General features: G+C 48.5%; 14 protein-coding genes. 11 read left to right on the top strand and 3 right to left on the bottom strand.

Going from position 1 to position 14,910, the window contains the following annotated elements; translation table 11 throughout:
* Positions 1–14: 14 nt before the first annotated feature.
* Positions 15–470 carry a DUF502 domain-containing protein gene (locus GC178_11095; protein ID MBI1288107.1) on the bottom strand — a complete coding sequence of 152 codons (456 nt, stop codon included), beginning with the start codon at positions 468–470 and terminating at the stop codon, positions 15–17.
* Positions 471–528: 58 nt separating this feature from the next.
* Here GC178_11095 and GC178_11090 point away from each other — a divergent pair, with 58 nt between their 5' ends.
* From GC178_11090 to GC178_11065, 6 genes are all read left to right on the top strand, one after another.
* On the top strand, positions 529–1,167 hold the full coding sequence (locus tag GC178_11090) for a hypothetical protein (protein ID MBI1288106.1): 639 nt from the start codon (positions 529–531) through the stop codon (positions 1,165–1,167).
* 132 nt (positions 1,168–1,299) lie between these two features.
* Entirely contained in the window at positions 1,300–2,166 is an 867-nt protein-coding gene (gene prmC / locus GC178_11085; protein MBI1288105.1) for a peptide chain release factor N(5)-glutamine methyltransferase, read from the top strand.
* Positions 2,167–2,306: 140 nt separating this feature from the next.
* On the top strand, positions 2,307–3,119 hold the full coding sequence (locus GC178_11080; protein ID MBI1288104.1) for a hypothetical protein: 813 nt from the start codon (positions 2,307–2,309) through the stop codon (positions 3,117–3,119).
* A gap of 180 nt (positions 3,120–3,299) precedes the next feature.
* Complete coding sequence (ligA, locus tag GC178_11075; protein MBI1288103.1) at positions 3,300–5,300, top strand: NAD-dependent DNA ligase LigA; 2,001 nt, start codon at positions 3,300–3,302, stop codon at positions 5,298–5,300.
* 112 nt (positions 5,301–5,412) lie between these two features.
* Entirely contained in the window at positions 5,413–6,012 is a 600-nt protein-coding gene (locus GC178_11070) for a hypothetical protein (protein ID MBI1288102.1), read from the top strand.
* On the top strand, positions 6,013–6,966 hold the full coding sequence (locus GC178_11065) for a hypothetical protein (protein MBI1288101.1): 954 nt from the start codon (positions 6,013–6,015) through the stop codon (positions 6,964–6,966). It begins immediately after the preceding gene.
* A 152-nt stretch (positions 6,967–7,118) separates the two neighbouring features.
* Here GC178_11065 and GC178_11060 read toward each other — a convergent pair whose 3' ends face one another.
* Together GC178_11060 and GC178_11055 are read right to left on the bottom strand one after the other, a co-directional pair.
* Positions 7,119–8,093 carry a T9SS type A sorting domain-containing protein gene (locus GC178_11060; protein MBI1288100.1) on the bottom strand — a complete coding sequence of 325 codons (975 nt, stop codon included), beginning with the start codon at positions 8,091–8,093 and terminating at the stop codon, positions 7,119–7,121.
* 130 nt (positions 8,094–8,223) lie between these two features.
* The gene (locus tag GC178_11055) at positions 8,224–8,967 is read right to left on the bottom strand and encodes a DUF1028 domain-containing protein (protein MBI1288099.1); all 744 of its coding nucleotides are present in this window, start codon (positions 8,965–8,967) and stop codon (positions 8,224–8,226) included.
* Positions 8,968–9,073: 106 nt separating this feature from the next.
* Between GC178_11055 and GC178_11050 the strand changes: the two genes are divergently transcribed.
* The 5 genes from GC178_11050 to GC178_11030 all read left to right on the top strand — a co-directional run bounded on the left by GC178_11050 (position 9,074) and on the right by GC178_11030 (position 14,567).
* A complete protein-coding gene (locus GC178_11050; GenBank protein ID MBI1288098.1) occupies positions 9,074–9,640 on the top strand; it encodes an aminodeoxychorismate/anthranilate synthase component II in 567 nt (188 codons plus the stop codon).
* Positions 9,641–9,653: 13 nt separating this feature from the next.
* Positions 9,654–10,997: a hypothetical protein gene (locus GC178_11045; protein MBI1288097.1), complete on the top strand. Its 1,344-nt coding sequence runs from the start codon at positions 9,654–9,656 to the stop codon at positions 10,995–10,997.
* A 105-nt stretch (positions 10,998–11,102) separates the two neighbouring features.
* Positions 11,103–13,223 (top strand): methylmalonyl-CoA mutase, encoded by a 2,121-nt coding sequence (gene scpA, locus GC178_11040; protein MBI1288096.1) that lies wholly within the window; start codon positions 11,103–11,105, stop codon positions 13,221–13,223.
* 280 nt (positions 13,224–13,503) lie between these two features.
* Positions 13,504–14,145, top strand: coding sequence for a hemolysin III (locus GC178_11035; protein MBI1288095.1), 642 nt, complete (start codon positions 13,504–13,506; stop codon positions 14,143–14,145).
* An 80-nt stretch (positions 14,146–14,225) separates the two neighbouring features.
* Complete coding sequence (locus GC178_11030; protein ID MBI1288094.1) at positions 14,226–14,567, top strand: hypothetical protein; 342 nt, start codon at positions 14,226–14,228, stop codon at positions 14,565–14,567.
* Positions 14,568–14,910 lie beyond the last annotated feature (343 nt).

The following is a 14,910-nucleotide window of genomic DNA, read 5'->3' as shown; positions in this document are numbered from 1 at the left end:
TGGCAGCTAAATCCCTACTTCTTCTTCTCGCTTTGCTGCACCACCCCGCCTGAAACGATGAATTTCATCACTTCGGTAGAAGGCATATCGAGAAACTCCACGTGCTCCCTGCGCACAGCCATTTGGTTACCCATAACTCCGTATGAGTAAGGAAAATAGACGGAGATGTACTCTTCGGAGAGCTTGAGATCCTTGAGGTCGTGGCGGGTTACAAAACCGAACTTGTACTGTTCGGGGTCGCGCTGCACCAGCACCTTTACGGGCTTGCCCATCTTATCCTCCTTCCCGAAGAAAACGGTAATGAGGTCCTTTACCGCAAAGTAGATGACCTTGACCAACGGGGCGCGTTTCATCAGTTCATCGAACCACGCCACAGCCGACCGCGACACCAAATGCGCAATGAGGTAGCCGAGCATGGCCAACCACAGAAAGGAGAACAGCAGTCCGAGGTGCAGCTCTGCATCGTCCATCAGATACGCAACTCCACCAGGTATGTGGCCTCCAAGTACCGAAGGGAAATGACAGGGGATCTCCAGGCGATCTAAACCGCCCCATCAAAGGACCAGGCCGAAGTGGCCCTTGCCTGCTTTGTTCGGTGCAGTGCTCAGCACACTCGATTCATTGCTAAATTCGGCCAGCACCATTTTTACGATGGATATTTATTCTCGTTACTCGGAAAAGGAACATTCACCCAAGTCATTGGTCAAGGTTGGTCGCATTGCCACACTTCTATTAGTGATTGTCGGTTGTGTTTGGGCACCTATTGTGGGTAGTTTCGACAGCCTTTACGATTATATTCAGAAGTTTTGGGGACTAATTCAGCCAGGTATTCTTGCGGCATTCCTGTTCGGCATCCTTTGGAAGAAAGTTCCTTCTCAAGCAGTAATCGGTGGAATGATTCTAAATGTACCAGTTTATGGGGCACTATTGCTTATGGATGAGTTCTTGTTGCCTGCAGACGGAAAGATTGCGTTCCTTCATTACATGATGATCACCTTTGTGATTGTTTGCATCTACATAACCGTGGTCACGTTACGAACACCGCAACAAGCTGAGGCGACCATTCCGGTTAAGTTCGATTATGATGTGAGACTATCTCCTGTGGTAAAGGTCTGGAGCGCGTTGATCTTCCTAAGCACCGTGGCGCTTTACTGGTTCTTCAGGTAGATGGTGGGTATGAACCCAAACGCACTTCAGACGGATGCATTCGTCTGGTAAATACGTGAGATCTATTGGGCAATTTCACTGCTACCGTTTTTCCTTATCGGTCAGATAAGGGTAGTGCGGTACTTTTGTCGTATGCTTCTGCCAAAAAACAACACCCTCCGTTCCCTTCGCAATCTGTACCGCGATGTGTTGGGTTCCATGTACGAAACAGAGGAAGTGGATGCGCTGTGGAAGTATTCGTTGGAAGACAAACTGAGCATCCGAACAGATTCCAAGAACGTGGATGCGCCCATTCTTACCGAGAGCAATCTCAATATCATCATTCCCGTGTTGGAGCGTTTGGCAACGGGAGAGCCGTACCAGTACATCATCGGGGAGGTGGAATTCTATGGCTGCAAACTGAAAGTGGATAAGCGCGTGCTCATCCCGCGCCCCGAAACAGAGGAACTCTGCGAGTTGGTGCTGCGCGAGAACGATACCACCAGACCCCTCAACGTCATTGACCTCGGAACAGGCAGCGGTTGCATTCCAATAGCCCTCAAAAGCAAAGCCCCGGCCTGGCAGGTAAGTGCCGTGGAAGTGGACCAAGGCGCGCTATCCCTCGCCAAGCAAAACGCCACTCTCAATAGCAACGACATCAACTTCCAACAGTTCAATCTACTGTCAACCGTTAACCGTTTACCTTCAATCTATTCAATAATAGTAAGTAACCCGCCATACATTGCTGAAAAAGAAGCAGATACGATAAAAGAAAACGTGCTTGTCCATGAGCCGCATCTGGCACTTTTCATTCCCGATACAGACCCGCTGTTGTTCTATCGAAAGATGTTGGATATTGGACAGCAATCATTAGAAAAAGGTGGCAGATTCTACTTCGAATTCAACGAGAAGTACGGTGCAGAAATGCAGGAACTGATGGCGCAAAAAGGTTATTCCGATATTCGGATGATTAAAGACCTGAGTGGCAAGGATAGGTTTGCTGTATGTACAAAGCAGTAGTTAGGAATAAGGAGAAAGGAGTTATTAGAAGATTTGTGGAGATGGGTCATCCTGAGTATTCCAATGAAATTGGAATGTATCGAAGGGTGTGCGTAGGCTTCGATACAATCTTTCCTCCGTCAAGATCACTCAGCCTGACCATGCTCTTTCTTTTTTTTCCCGTTTTCCTGTTCTCTCAAGAAGCAAAACAAGACAGCACAGACTTCATTGAACAGCAATTGGTGGCAGCTGAGGTGGACACACCCGTCATTGAACCGCTGTCATTGGAAATCGTTAAATCTGAGTTGGCCTCTCTTAAGGAGAAGTACCGAAAGGATTACCGACCACTCATCGGCATGGACAACCATTACACCGCTTTCTTCGGTCAGACCGCCAACTTCTGGGGGCTGAAGATCGGGCTGGAACTGTTTCAGAACTACCGCATGGGTTTCGGTGGCTATTACATGCCCAAAAAGGTGGCCATGGCCCCGCTCATCACCAATTCGGACACCACTTATCAGAAGTTCCGCATGCATTATTACACCACGTTCATGGAGTGGATCTTCATCCGAAATTTCCGATGGGAATTGGCCTTGCCCGTTTCTGCGGGTTATGGCCGTGCTGAGGTGGAACGCTGGGTTCCTGGTCGCACTCGTGATGTGATGGGGCATTGGGTAAAGGGAAAGGACGTGAACGAATTTGTGGCCACCGTCAGTGTCAATGCACATTACAAGATCTTCAGTTGGGTGGGTATCGGTGTTGGTATCGGTTGGCGGCAGATATTGAGTCCCAATCAGCAGATACAGCACGATTTCAGCGGTGGCATTCTCAGCTATAAGATCAAACTGTTTCCGCACCATTTGTATCGGGCACTTTTCCACAAGGAGAAAATTCTCGAAGAAAAAGGCGATTATCGCTGGAGGAAATACTTGAACAGGAATTTGAGGAGATTGAAGCGTGAACAGGGGAGGTAGTTGACAGAGTTGATAAAGAGATAGAGTTGACATGTTGGTGCCAAAGAAGCGCAGAGAGCACAGAAGTATTTGCAGAAAAATTGAAAGGAGACTTCTGAGAAATCTGTGAAAATTTGTGTTTCTGTGGTTTTAAAATGTTTTTTCAATCGGCAATCAACTTGAAAAGTTTGCAGAGATAAAATGAACCGAGAAGAAGCGAAAATTAGAATTGCCGCGCTCAGCAAAGAGTTGGACGAGCACAACTACAAGTACTATGTGCTCAGCGAACCCACCATTTCCGACTTCGAGTTTGACAAGAAGATGGAGGAACTTCAGGCGTTGGAGGCCGAATTCCCCGAATTTCTGAGTTCGGAAAGCCCGAGCCAGCGCGTGGGCAGCACCATCACCAAGGAATTCCCAACGGTAAGACACAAGTACCCGATGATGTCGCTGGGCAACAGCTACAGCAAAGAGGAGATGGAGGAGTTCATGGCGCGCATCAACAAGACCTTGGAACGCGAGGTGGAGTACGTGTGCGAACTCAAATTCGATGGTGTGGCCATCAGCATCACTTACGAGAATGGGAAGATGGTGCGTGCCGTAACGCGGGGCGATGGTGTTCAGGGAGATGAGATCACGGCCAACATCCGCACCATCCGCAGTCTACCGCTACAGGCCAAGGGGAACTACCCGAATGAATTTGAAGTGCGTGGCGAGGTATACTTCCCACGCAAAAATTTTGACCGACTGAACCGCGAACGGGAAGAGATAGGTGAGCCGCTGTATGCCAATCCGCGAAATACGGCCTCAGGTACGCTCAAATCGCAGGACAGCAGCGTGGTGGCCGCGCGCGGCCTCGATTGTTTCCTCTACATGGCCATTGCGCCAGAGAAGGTGGCAGAGACGCATTACGATAGCCTGATGAAGCTGAAAGAGTGGGGTTTCAAGGTGTCGGAGCACACCCGCCAATGCAAGAATGCGGAAGAGGTCTTTGCCTTTATCGAGAAGTGGGACACGGAGCGTTTCAACCTCGGTTTTGACATTGATGGCGTGGTCATCAAGGTGAACAGCTTGGACGATCAGGAAGAGCTGGGTTTCACGGCCAAATCGCCCCGATGGGCCATTGCCTACAAGTTTGCCGCAGAACAGGCCGTCACCCGATTGAATGAAGTGACCTATCAAGTAGGAAGAACAGGTGCCATCACACCCGTTGCTAATTTGGAACCTGTGCTGTTGGCTGGTACAATCGTAAAACGCGCCTCACTTCACAATGCCGATCAGATAGCCAAACTCGACCTGCATATTGGTGATATGGTTCAGGTGGAGAAAGGAGGGGAGATCATTCCGAAAATTGTTGGAGTTGATCTGGCCAAAAGGCAGCCCGATTTTCCTGTGGTGGAGTTCATCCACAACTGTCCAGAATGCGGAACGGAACTCATCCGCAACGAAGGCGAAGCGCAGCATTTCTGTCCGAATGAGTTGGGCTGTCCGCCACAGATCAAGGGCAAGATGGAACACTTTATTGGTCGCAAGGCCATGAATGTGGATGGACTGGGTGCAGAGACCGTGCAGCAATTCTACGATGCCGGTTTGGTAGAAAACGTTGCCGATCTGTACGAACTTACCTACGAACAAGTAGTGGCTTTGGACCGCATGGCGGATAAAAGTGCCACCAACCTTTTGGCAGGTTTGGAAGCGTCCAAGCAAGTCCCGTTTCCACGTGTTTTGTTTGCCATCGGCATTCGGTACGTAGGAGAAACCGTGGCCAAGAAACTCGCAAAGCATTTCAAGAACATTGATGCGTTGATGACTGCTTCTCAGGAAGAACTGGTAGCCGTGGATGAGATCGGAGACCGCATTGCGGAAAGCGTCCTTCATTTCTTTGCAGACGAACGCAACCGCACCATCATTCAACGGCTAAAAGACCACGGATTGCAATTCGAAATGGAAGAAGCCGAAGGACCGGTTTCCAATGCGTTGGAAGGGAAATCCTTTGTAGTGTCAGGTGTTTTCTCGCAGTTCAGCCGTGATGAGATCAAGGCCGAAATTGAACGCCACGGAGGCAAGAACGTGAGTTCCATCTCCAAGAATACCGATTACGTCCTGGCAGGCGATAAAATGGGCCCATCCAAACTCAAGAAGGCCGAAGACCTTGGTATTCCCATCATCTCCGAAGAGGATTTTGTGGGGATGGTTAGTTGATTGTTTGGTTCACATTGAAAGCGAGAGTATTTTCAATTGGTAACTGGATTTTTTCCTTTTTTGGCAATGTATTTTTAAATCATGATCATTGTAGCAATTAATCATGACCTTTATGAAGCACCGTATAGTTTTTTTTATTTTAAACTTGGTTGGACTTACCATTGTCGCACAGGAAAGAACGTTCGAATCTGACGCTGCCGATGTTTATATGAGTGAGCAGCAGAAGCGTGACCCAGAGTTGACAATGAAGTCATTCGTTTCTGCCCAGAAAAGTCAAGTTATTCTGGAAATGGGAGGTCGAGATGGATTGTCCTATGTCACATTTGACAAAACATTGGGTGTTGTTGAGGTCAAGAAGGGAATGAGCGAGGAACTGGGTCGGGTATTCTCATCTCAGAAAGGCGATCCAGACCCTATGAGGTTCGACTTTGCAAATAGGCAATTTTGTTTAAAAGGAATAACGGATTTTGATGAGAGGACAAATCATGTAATCCTCTATGAGATTGACATGCTCGAACAGACCATTTTGTCAACAGAAGAGATAGGTAAATTGGAGGGTGATGAGTTTCTCAAGGAGTTTCGTTTCAGCGCCTTGGATTGGAACTTAAGTCCTGATGGGTCTAAACTTGTAATTCTATACAAGCTCCCAGAAACAAAGGACGACAAAGGCAATACAATTTATAAGTTCAATTTCATCGTTTACGATTCCTAGGTGACTAAACTATGGGAGCGTGCGGTTGAATTCAGTGATCCAAAAAGTCAAATATCAGTTGGTGGAGTTAGTTGGTCATATATGGGAAGCACCTCTGCATTTCAAATAAGTAATGAAGGGAACATTATGTGCTGGGCTACTAATGAACGAGAAGAATTCGCTCTCTATAATATCTCTGCTGATAAAACGATTAGAGTTGAGGTTCCTAACGTGAGAAAGGGAAATTGGGATTTTGAAACGAATAATGGCTCGATGGTTATGGTCGGTACATACACGGAAGATGAGATTGGAGCCGCAGGATTATTGGTGGTCAATTGGAACGGAAAAGAGGGTTCGGAGCCTATTGTCAATAAAGTTCCGATAACAGTAGAGCATCTTCTTACAAATCAAACGGATAAAGAAGTTGAAAAACTCAAGAAAAAGGTATCGAAGGGAAAGTCATTGGAGATAAGATATTTTCACCTGAAGACTGTAAAACTCCTTGATGATAATAGCCTTGTGGTTATTGGACAAAAGAGCTATTCGTCCGACTCTGGCTTTGAGTATCAATTTGACTACCATGTTTTTCACATCAGCCCGCAGAATGAACTCCTTTTCGATACTCAGATTCCTTACAGCGCAGGTGGGGGAGGTTTCGATATTGGCTACCGTACCAAATTCATTGGTAATACCATGTATCTGTTCTTCAACGACAGGATTGAAAACTTAACAGCCGATTGGTCCAAGAATGTACCAGAGAAGTATACTGGTCCGGAAAATGTGGTCAGCCTGGTAAAGATGGACTTTTCAAATCCAGAACTGAATCCCAAGCGCTATCCGCTTTGGAATTTTAGAGATGTCGATGGTAAGTTTGAACCGAGAAAATATACTTCTCCTAATGGCTCGGACTTCGGATACTTTTATATTCAAGGAGGTAGGCTTACCCAACGGTTGATAAAGATTAAATTCAAATAGTCTAATACTACAATACATCCGATTGGACGATTAAAATTCACAAAGGCCGAAGACCTCGGTATTCCCATCATCTCCGAAGAGGATTTTGTGGGGATGATCTCATAAAAAAAGGTCGCCAATTGGCGACCTTTTCTGTTCAATATGTGCTGAAATCACTTCGAAACTTGGAATCGGGAAACTCCAACTTCGTAATCTTTTGAAACAAGTTTCAGTACATAGAAACCTTCTGGAAGTTGATTCACCGATATCTGGTTGGTAGTAAGTGTTCCTGTCAATACGGTTTTGCCAAGTACATCCACCACTTCGTAGGTGCCATTGTTGAATTCCGTCCCTGAGACACGAAGGAAATCGGTGGTCGGGTTCGGATAAACGTTCACTTGCGTGAAATCCGATTCCTTGATTCCTGTAGAAACATCTGTGTACTGCAGCAGGTATTGTGGAGCTCCCCCCGAATTGAATTCGGTAATAACCAGAAGGGGGTAATGGATGCCTGCCTTGTACCAGTGATAAATGGATGTTGTAGTATTGGCAGATTGAGGAATGCCAACCGGCTGGTCGGTGTAGTCTTCCTCGATCTTCACTCTCAGCACATCTGTAAAGGTGCCTGATGGCGTGGTCAGCGTTCCGTAGCCATCCACGCTGGAAGTAACGCTACCAGAACGGTTCCAGTTATATCCGGCATTGCTGAAGCTTGCTGCCAGATTGTCGGAATTGGTGTTGCCATAGGCCAACGGAAATGTGAAGAATATTTCACCGTCAGAGTATGGAATATTTGTACCTGATGCCGAAAGGCCGTAACTGGTCTCATTGGAGGTTCCGGAATTGAAGTACATGTAAGTTCCCTGAATGGCAACGTAGAGTGCCACATTCGCGTTTGGGAAGCTCGAAGCTTCGCTTGTGGTAGAAGCGTCCAAGATGTCGATGGTAGCTACGTTGTTTTCAGAAACCCCTGAAAAATCCCAGGTCTGGTTGGCCCCTGATGGCCCTGCCTGTTCCCAATCGCAGAGGTGAAGCGTATAGCTGTCTCCGGCAGTATAACCGATGTCTGATGATTGCAACGTAGGTTGTGCAATAGCTCCTCCGGAGAGGATGAGCAGCGAACCGATAAAGTGTAATTGTTTTTTCATGTAATGTTTTTTGTGTTTTGTCAAAAATAAGTAACAAAACAGATTATATAATATTAAATTACAATGTTTAATTAAGGGTGTGTCTGTCAGGTCTCAAGCCACACAAGCAGAATCGTTATGGGTGGCAGAACTAATCTGTGTCTTCGCACCAATGGTTGTTCTCAAAAATTCGAAATAGCGAATCAACTGGTTCAACCTGTTCTCCAAAATGCGTTCTGACCGTCTGGTCTAAGGAAGAACTCCCAAAGGTGTCTGTTGGTTGAGCCACATTGATGAATGCAAATAAGGAAGACGTACCATTGAATTGGCATCTTCTGTCACCACCAGCGTCTTTTGCTCCCAACAAGGCTGCCATCAGTTTGCAAGCAAGGTCTCCGGTTTCTCGGAGAAAGCGGGCTTCCATGGAATCAAGCACATTCTGTCCAGTAAGAAGGTTCCCTTGAATGGCATACGTTGCGCCAAGTAGATGTCCTTGGTACCCATCGGTCTGCAGACCAGTGAATGCTGCGGTTTTTCGTTCACCCCTCAATACAGCAATTCCATACTGTCGCAGTTGAGGCTGTTGGGTCACATCGTTTTCCTGAAGCCAACCTAAAATCCTGTCAGGACGTTCCCCAGAAAGCAACTTCACGGTGCCACCTATCTGATTTACGGGCGAATAGTTTGCCTGGGTGTTTATGGCACCTATGCTAGGCAAGACATGGGCAATGAAATCAGCATCGGGAAGATTGACACGGAACAGGTCAACACAGGAGGCACCAGCACTTCCAACCTCCCTGGTAATAGTATCAATTGCCACGATGGAGAAAGTGTCTTGCGCATACGCCATTACAGATGTTGAGATACACAGAAAGAAGAGGAATGCCTGCCGCAAGACCAATATGAATTTGGTTCCTAAGATAGACCCAGAAACGAGTTCAGTGTGACGTCATGCTGAACTTGTTTCCGCATCCATGATTTGAAGTTAGCTTTGCCTGCCGATGAAAATCCTCATCCTCGACAATTACGACAGTTTCACCTTCAATCTCGTGCATTACGTGGAGCAGTTCTGTGATGATGTCACCGTAAAGCGAAACGATGAGATCACGTTGGATGAAGTGGAAACATTTGATGCCATTGTTCTTTCTCCTGGCCCTGGTCTGCCGAAAGATGCTGGCATCATGCCCGAACTGATTTGTCGATACGCCCCGACCAAAAAGATCCTTGGTGTTTGTCTCGGGCATCAGGCCATTGGAGAAGCGTTTGGGGCAGGTCTTAAGAACCTGAATCAGGTGCATCATGGCATCTCCATTCCCACCAACATCTTGGTTCAAGATGAACCGTTGTTCAAAGAAATTTCTCCACGAATCGAAACGGGCCGCTACCACTCTTGGGTTATTGATAGCGAAACCATTCCATCAGAACTCATCATCACGGCCACGGACAATGATGGCGAAGTGATGGCCATCCGTCATAGAGAATATGACGTCTGTGGCGTTCAGTTCCATCCCGAAAGCCTCTTGACACCGGAAGGTTTGAAGATCATCGGGAATTGGGTGCACAGTTAATTACATTTGAACCATGCCACAACTATTCAAAGATTTCCAAGTGCCAACGCTGGCCGACTGGAAAAAGCTTACGGAGAAGGAACTGAAAGGAGCAGACATTGACCAATTGGGTCTGTGGCTGCAGAGCGATGGTTTCGAAGCGCGACCCGCGTATTTAAGAGAAGAGACGGAGAAGCTACCGATGTACGGACAGACCATCCGTCCGCTACGGTTCGACCAGCAGAACAATGATTGGTTGATATGCACGGACATCCGCGTGGAGGACGTGGAAGAGGCGAATGCAGAGTTGTTGCACAAGCTCTCATTGGGTGCGCAAGCAGTCACCATCGATCTGAACGGACATGATTTCGCGCGTGATGAGTTCGATGCGTTGTTCGATGGCGTGGTGGTGGATGCGATAGCCGTTTCATTCACCAATGCTTACAATGCTTTGCGTTTTCAGTCGGATTATTTTGCTTGGAGAGCTGCCCCCTCTAGCTCCCCCAACGGGGGAGAACTCCCCTCCTCGAAAGGAGGGGCTGGGGGAGGTCAACATATTTATGGCGGCTTCTGGTTCGAGCATATCACGTCCGATCTTGCGGCAAGTCTCATTTCAAACAATCCTCATCATGCCTTCGGTGCGGTCGGGTTGGATTGCCAGCAGTTCTACATGAAAGGGGCAAACATTCCACAGCAGTTGGGTGCTTCCTTGGCTTGGGGAAATGAGATTCTGAACGGTCTGAGGACACAGGGAATTTCCTTCGAGCAGGTTGCTGACAATCTCGGTTTCAGCTTGGCCATCGGGAGTTCGTTCCTGCCCGAAATAGCCAAGTTCCGCTTGATGCGTTTCCTGTGGGCGAGGGTATTGCAGCAGCATGGTGCTTCGTCCAAACGTTGGAAAACATGGGTGCATGCTCAAACGGGCGAGCGCCACTTGAGCAGTTTGGATACGCCTGTCAATCTGCTTCGTGAGAATGCCCAGGCCATGAGTGCGGTGTTCGGTGGGGTTGATGCGTTGACCATCAATCCGTTCCGGCAGGATGAACCCGAGTTGGCCGATCGAATGGCCATCAATACGCAGCACCTGATGAAGGAAGAGGCACGCTTGGACCGTGTGATCGACCCGGCCGCGGGAAGCTATTATGTAGAGCATCTCACAGACATTCTCGGCAAGAAAGCGTGGGATTTCTTCTTGGAAATTGAAGAACGCGGAGGTTACTCAGTCTGCGCTGCCGATGGTTTCTTGGAAGATGCATTTGCCAGTTCTGATGAAGCCTATTACTCGGAAGTGGAAAAGTTGGAGCGTGTGCTGATCGGAACGAACAAGTATCCATCGCCATTTGAGAAGTCGAACGATAAAGATGTTGATGAGGATTGAATTATTACACAGAGGAATAATGGAGAAAATGAGAAACACAGAGAATATCCTCCACTGTGTTTCTCCGTGTAATTCTCAAAAACTCTCTGTGCAAAAGAGCAAACCATGAAACCGGATTTCAAAAACACCGAATTCTATCTGAGGTCGTCCGAACTGGACGCCCGTGCAGATGGTCAGACCTTTCAGACTGCGGAAGGAATTCCTGTCTCGGCAGATAATTACAAGGCCGAGATAGAGGACATCGAGCACATCGATTTCGTTTCTGGGCTGCCGCCATTTCTGCGCGGACCGTACGGTTCCATGTACGTCAGCCGCCCGTGGACGATACGCCAGTACGCTGGCTTTTCCACGGCAGAAGAGAGCAATGCCTTTTATCGCAGAAACCTCGCTGCGGGGCAGAAAGGTCTTTCCGTGGCCTTCGATCTTGCCACGCACCGTGGGTACGACAGCGACCATGAGAAAGTGGTCGGTGACGTAGGAAAAGCAGGCGTGGCCATCGACACGGTGGAGGACATGAAGATCCTGTTCGAGGACATTCCGCTGGGCGAAATGTCGGTGTCCATGACCATGAACGGGGCGGTGCTGCCCATCATGGCGTTCTACATCGTGGCGGCAGAGGAGCAGGGCGTGAGCCCGGAGCAACTCACGGGAACCATCCAGAATGACATCCTGAAAGAGTTCATGGTGCGCAACACGTATATCTATCCGCCTTTGCCGAGCATGCGCATCGTGGGCGACATCTTTCAGTACACGGCAGAGAAGATGCCCAAATTCAACAGCATCAGCGTATCGGGCTACCACATGCACGAGGCAGGTGCCACGGCCGACATCGAACTGGCCTATACGCTGGCCGATGGACTGGAATACATCCGCACGGGGCTGAAGGCAGGTCTGCACATAGACGACTTCGCACCGCGCATCAGTTTCTTCTGGGGCATCGGCATGAACTTCTTTATGGAAATTGCCAAGATGCGTGCTGGCCGATTGCTGTGGGCCAAATTGGTGAAGCAGTTCGACCCGAAACTGGCCAAGAGCATGGCGCTGCGGACCCATTGCCAGACCTCCGGGTGGAGCCTCACCGAACAGGATCCGTACAATAATGTGATGCGCACCAACATGGAAGCCATGGCGGCCGCGTTCGGTGGTACGCAAAGTCTGCACACCAATTCGCTGGACGAGGCCATTGCCCTGCCAACGGATTACTCGGCACGGATAGCCAGAAACACGCAACTTTTCATTCAGAACGAGACCGACATCTGCAAGAGCATTGATGCTTGGGGCGGTTCCTACTACGTGGAGAAATTGACCAATGAGCTCTGCGAGAAGGCGTGGGAGCTGATCGAGGAAATTGAGGAGCTTGGAGGCATGGCCAAGGCTATTGAGACGGGATTGCCCAAGATGCGCATTGAGGAAGTGGCGGCACGAAAGCAGGCACGAATTGATAGTGGCGAGGAGGTGATCGTAGGGGTGAACCGCTACCAATTGGATGAGGAGGCGGAACTCGACATCCGCGAGGTGGATAATAATGTAGTGCGCGAAGGACAGCTGAAGCGTTTGGCGGAGGTAAAGGCCAAGCGCGATGAAAAATCGGTGCAGGCAGCATTGGAGGCCATTACCAAATGTGCCGAAACGAATGATGGAAACTTGCTTGCCTTGGCGGTGGATGCGGCACGTAAGCGCGCCACGTTGGGCGAAATTTCCCTCGCCATGGAAAAGGTGTTCGGGCGCTACAAGGCCGTGGTGCGTTCCATTTCGGGTGTATATTCGGGCGAGGTGAAAAAGAATGAGGATTTTATAGCTGCACAGGCGGCTGCCGATGCATTTGCCAAAAAGGAGGGAAGACGCCCCCGTATTCTGGTGGCCAAAATGGGACAGGACGGCCACGACCGCGGTGCCAAGGTCATTGCCACTTCGTTTGCGGATATTGGCTTCGATGTGGACATCGGTCCGCTGTTCCAAACTCCCAAAGAGGTTGCCAAGCAGGCCGTGGAGAATGACGTTCACATCGTTGGGGTCAGTTCATTGGCCGGAGGACATAAAACGCTTGTACCTGCGGTGATCGAGGAACTGAAGAACTATGGCCGAGAGGACATCATGGTCGCGGCGGGCGGTGTCATTCCGCATCAGGACTACGATTTCCTCTATTCGAAAGGTGTGGCCTTTGTCTTCGGTCCGGGAACGGTGATCGCCAAAGCGGCACAGGAGATACTGGAGAAACTCGGGTAAGAGTTTGTCTCTCCTACCTGTAGCACAATTTTCAGCGCTTAAGGTTCGTTCTTAAACCATGAACCGACCAAAGAACATATCACTTCTCGTTATCGGGTTGGCATTGGTCTCATTGCTGTTCAGCGCGTGTGCGACAACACATCATGCACGTAAGTGTGATGGCAGAAGAGCCATTCAAACGCCTATGGGGCCGATGTGATGATAAGCAGAATCTTCATTGATGCGATCTCCACGTCCTTGGTCAAGGAAATGAATACGAAATGCCCTTACCTTGGCCGCCATGGAACTGCCGTTGGTCACATATTCGAAGAGCGAAGAGATCGCCAATACGGTCTCACACGCTATCGGTGCCATTGCGGCAGCGGTTGCATGTACTGTTCTAATCATTAAGAGTGATGTGCTGACCGAGTGGGGCAGGGTGGGTGTTTGGGTTTACACGCTCACGCTGATAATGGCGTTTGTCACCTCCAGCCTTTACCACGGAACCAAGGAAAGCCGCATGAAATTCCTGTTTAAGAAACTGGATCATATTAGCATCTACTTTCTCATTTCAGGCAGTTATACCGTGCTTATACTGAACAGGTTGATGAATACGGAAGGCTACATATTCCTTGCCGCTCTGTGGATGATGACCTTGGTGGGTATATGGTTCAAGGCGCGGTATGTGCATCGCTTCAAGGTCTTTTCTACTGTCATCTATGTACTGATGGGGTACATCATGCTCCTGGATCCTTGGATGTTCTTCGGAGCCCTGTCGCGAACACCGAAGGTGCTTTTATTGCTGAGTGGGGTGTTCTATACGGTCGGTGCGGGGTTCTACCTGTGGAAGTCGCGTCAATGGACACATTTTACGTGGCATGTATTCGTTATTGTGGCGGCAGGTCTGCATTTTTCAGCCGTTTACTTTGAACTGTTCGGGTAGGTTTTTGGCATGCAAGACCTGATTGTGTTAATGATGTGTTAATTGCGATTGTCGCATTGGTCGATCACATTACATTTGATGTGAATTACAAAGAAGCCGTGAAACGCGAAGTCATCCAATTGTTCGTTTTCTTCTTTCTGAGTGCCTTCATCTTCAATCAGGCGGTGAATTGCATGCACAATCAGAAATTGCAGAATTCATACTGCAATGAAATGAGCGAAGAGGTCTCTACTGACCTGGATCTGCGTTTCGGGCCTTTCAATCCTGACCTGCCGGTCTCTGCCAATTTCATTTCCGATCTTATTCAGTCAATCTTCTCGAGCACAAATGCAGGTGTTCAGAACTTGGGTAATGCTTATTCGGCATTTTCAGTTGCTACACATGTGCCCATCTACTTGGGCAAGTGTACTCTTATCATTTGATATTTCACGAGTGTGACGCATCGTTGACCGATGGCGTTGAAGACCGATCCCTCCCCTGGATAAGGTTTTTCTCTTCGGTTCTATGGTGCAAATATTAACCCGTATCGGTTTCCGAAAGCTTAGGGTTATCGGGAGTGGTGTTGAGCTCAGTAGTGGTGGTTTAGAGGTTGAATGGATTCCACGAAGAGCTTCACCACTCCTTTTTTATTGGTCACAGAAAGAGTTAAAACTATGCACTTTAAGTGCATGTCGCTTTCAGCTTCTAAAAAGTATACCTTTCGTCAGTAGCAGAGCAGCGATCGAATGGACATACTGTTTCACGATTGACAGTACACCTGGTCTG

The organism is Flavobacteriales bacterium (assembly GCA_016124845.1).
Classification (GTDB): domain Bacteria; phylum Bacteroidota; class Bacteroidia; order UBA10329; family UBA10329; genus UBA10329.
The sequence above is the reverse complement of the archived record's forward strand: the minus strand, read 5'-3'. Positions and strand labels throughout refer to the sequence as shown.

What these genes read in the sequence shown, in the direction of transcription:
- GC178_11080 (MBI1288104.1), top strand. Translation starts at nt 2,307, where the DNA reads ATGCTCTTTCTTTTTTTTCCCGTTTTCCTGTTCTCTCAAGAAGCAAAA.
- scpA (MBI1288096.1), top strand. Translation starts at nt 11,103, where the DNA reads ATGAAACCGGATTTCAAAAACACCGAATTCTATCTGAGGTCGTCCGAA.
- GC178_11070 (MBI1288102.1), top strand. Translation starts at nt 5,413, where the DNA reads ATGAAGCACCGTATAGTTTTTTTTATTTTAAACTTGGTTGGACTTACC.
- GC178_11060 (MBI1288100.1), bottom strand. Translation starts at nt 8,093, where the DNA reads ATGAAAAAACAATTACACTTTATCGGTTCGCTGCTCATCCTCTCCGGA.
- GC178_11050 (MBI1288098.1), top strand. Translation starts at nt 9,074, where the DNA reads ATGAAAATCCTCATCCTCGACAATTACGACAGTTTCACCTTCAATCTC.
- GC178_11095 (MBI1288107.1), bottom strand. Translation starts at nt 470, where the DNA reads ATGGACGATGCAGAGCTGCACCTCGGACTGCTGTTCTCCTTTCTGTGG.
- GC178_11035 (MBI1288095.1), top strand. Translation starts at nt 13,504, where the DNA reads ATGGAACTGCCGTTGGTCACATATTCGAAGAGCGAAGAGATCGCCAAT.
- GC178_11045 (MBI1288097.1), top strand. Translation starts at nt 9,654, where the DNA reads ATGCCACAACTATTCAAAGATTTCCAAGTGCCAACGCTGGCCGACTGG.
- prmC (MBI1288105.1), top strand. Translation starts at nt 1,300, where the DNA reads ATGCTTCTGCCAAAAAACAACACCCTCCGTTCCCTTCGCAATCTGTAC.
- ligA (MBI1288103.1), top strand. Translation starts at nt 3,300, where the DNA reads ATGAACCGAGAAGAAGCGAAAATTAGAATTGCCGCGCTCAGCAAAGAG.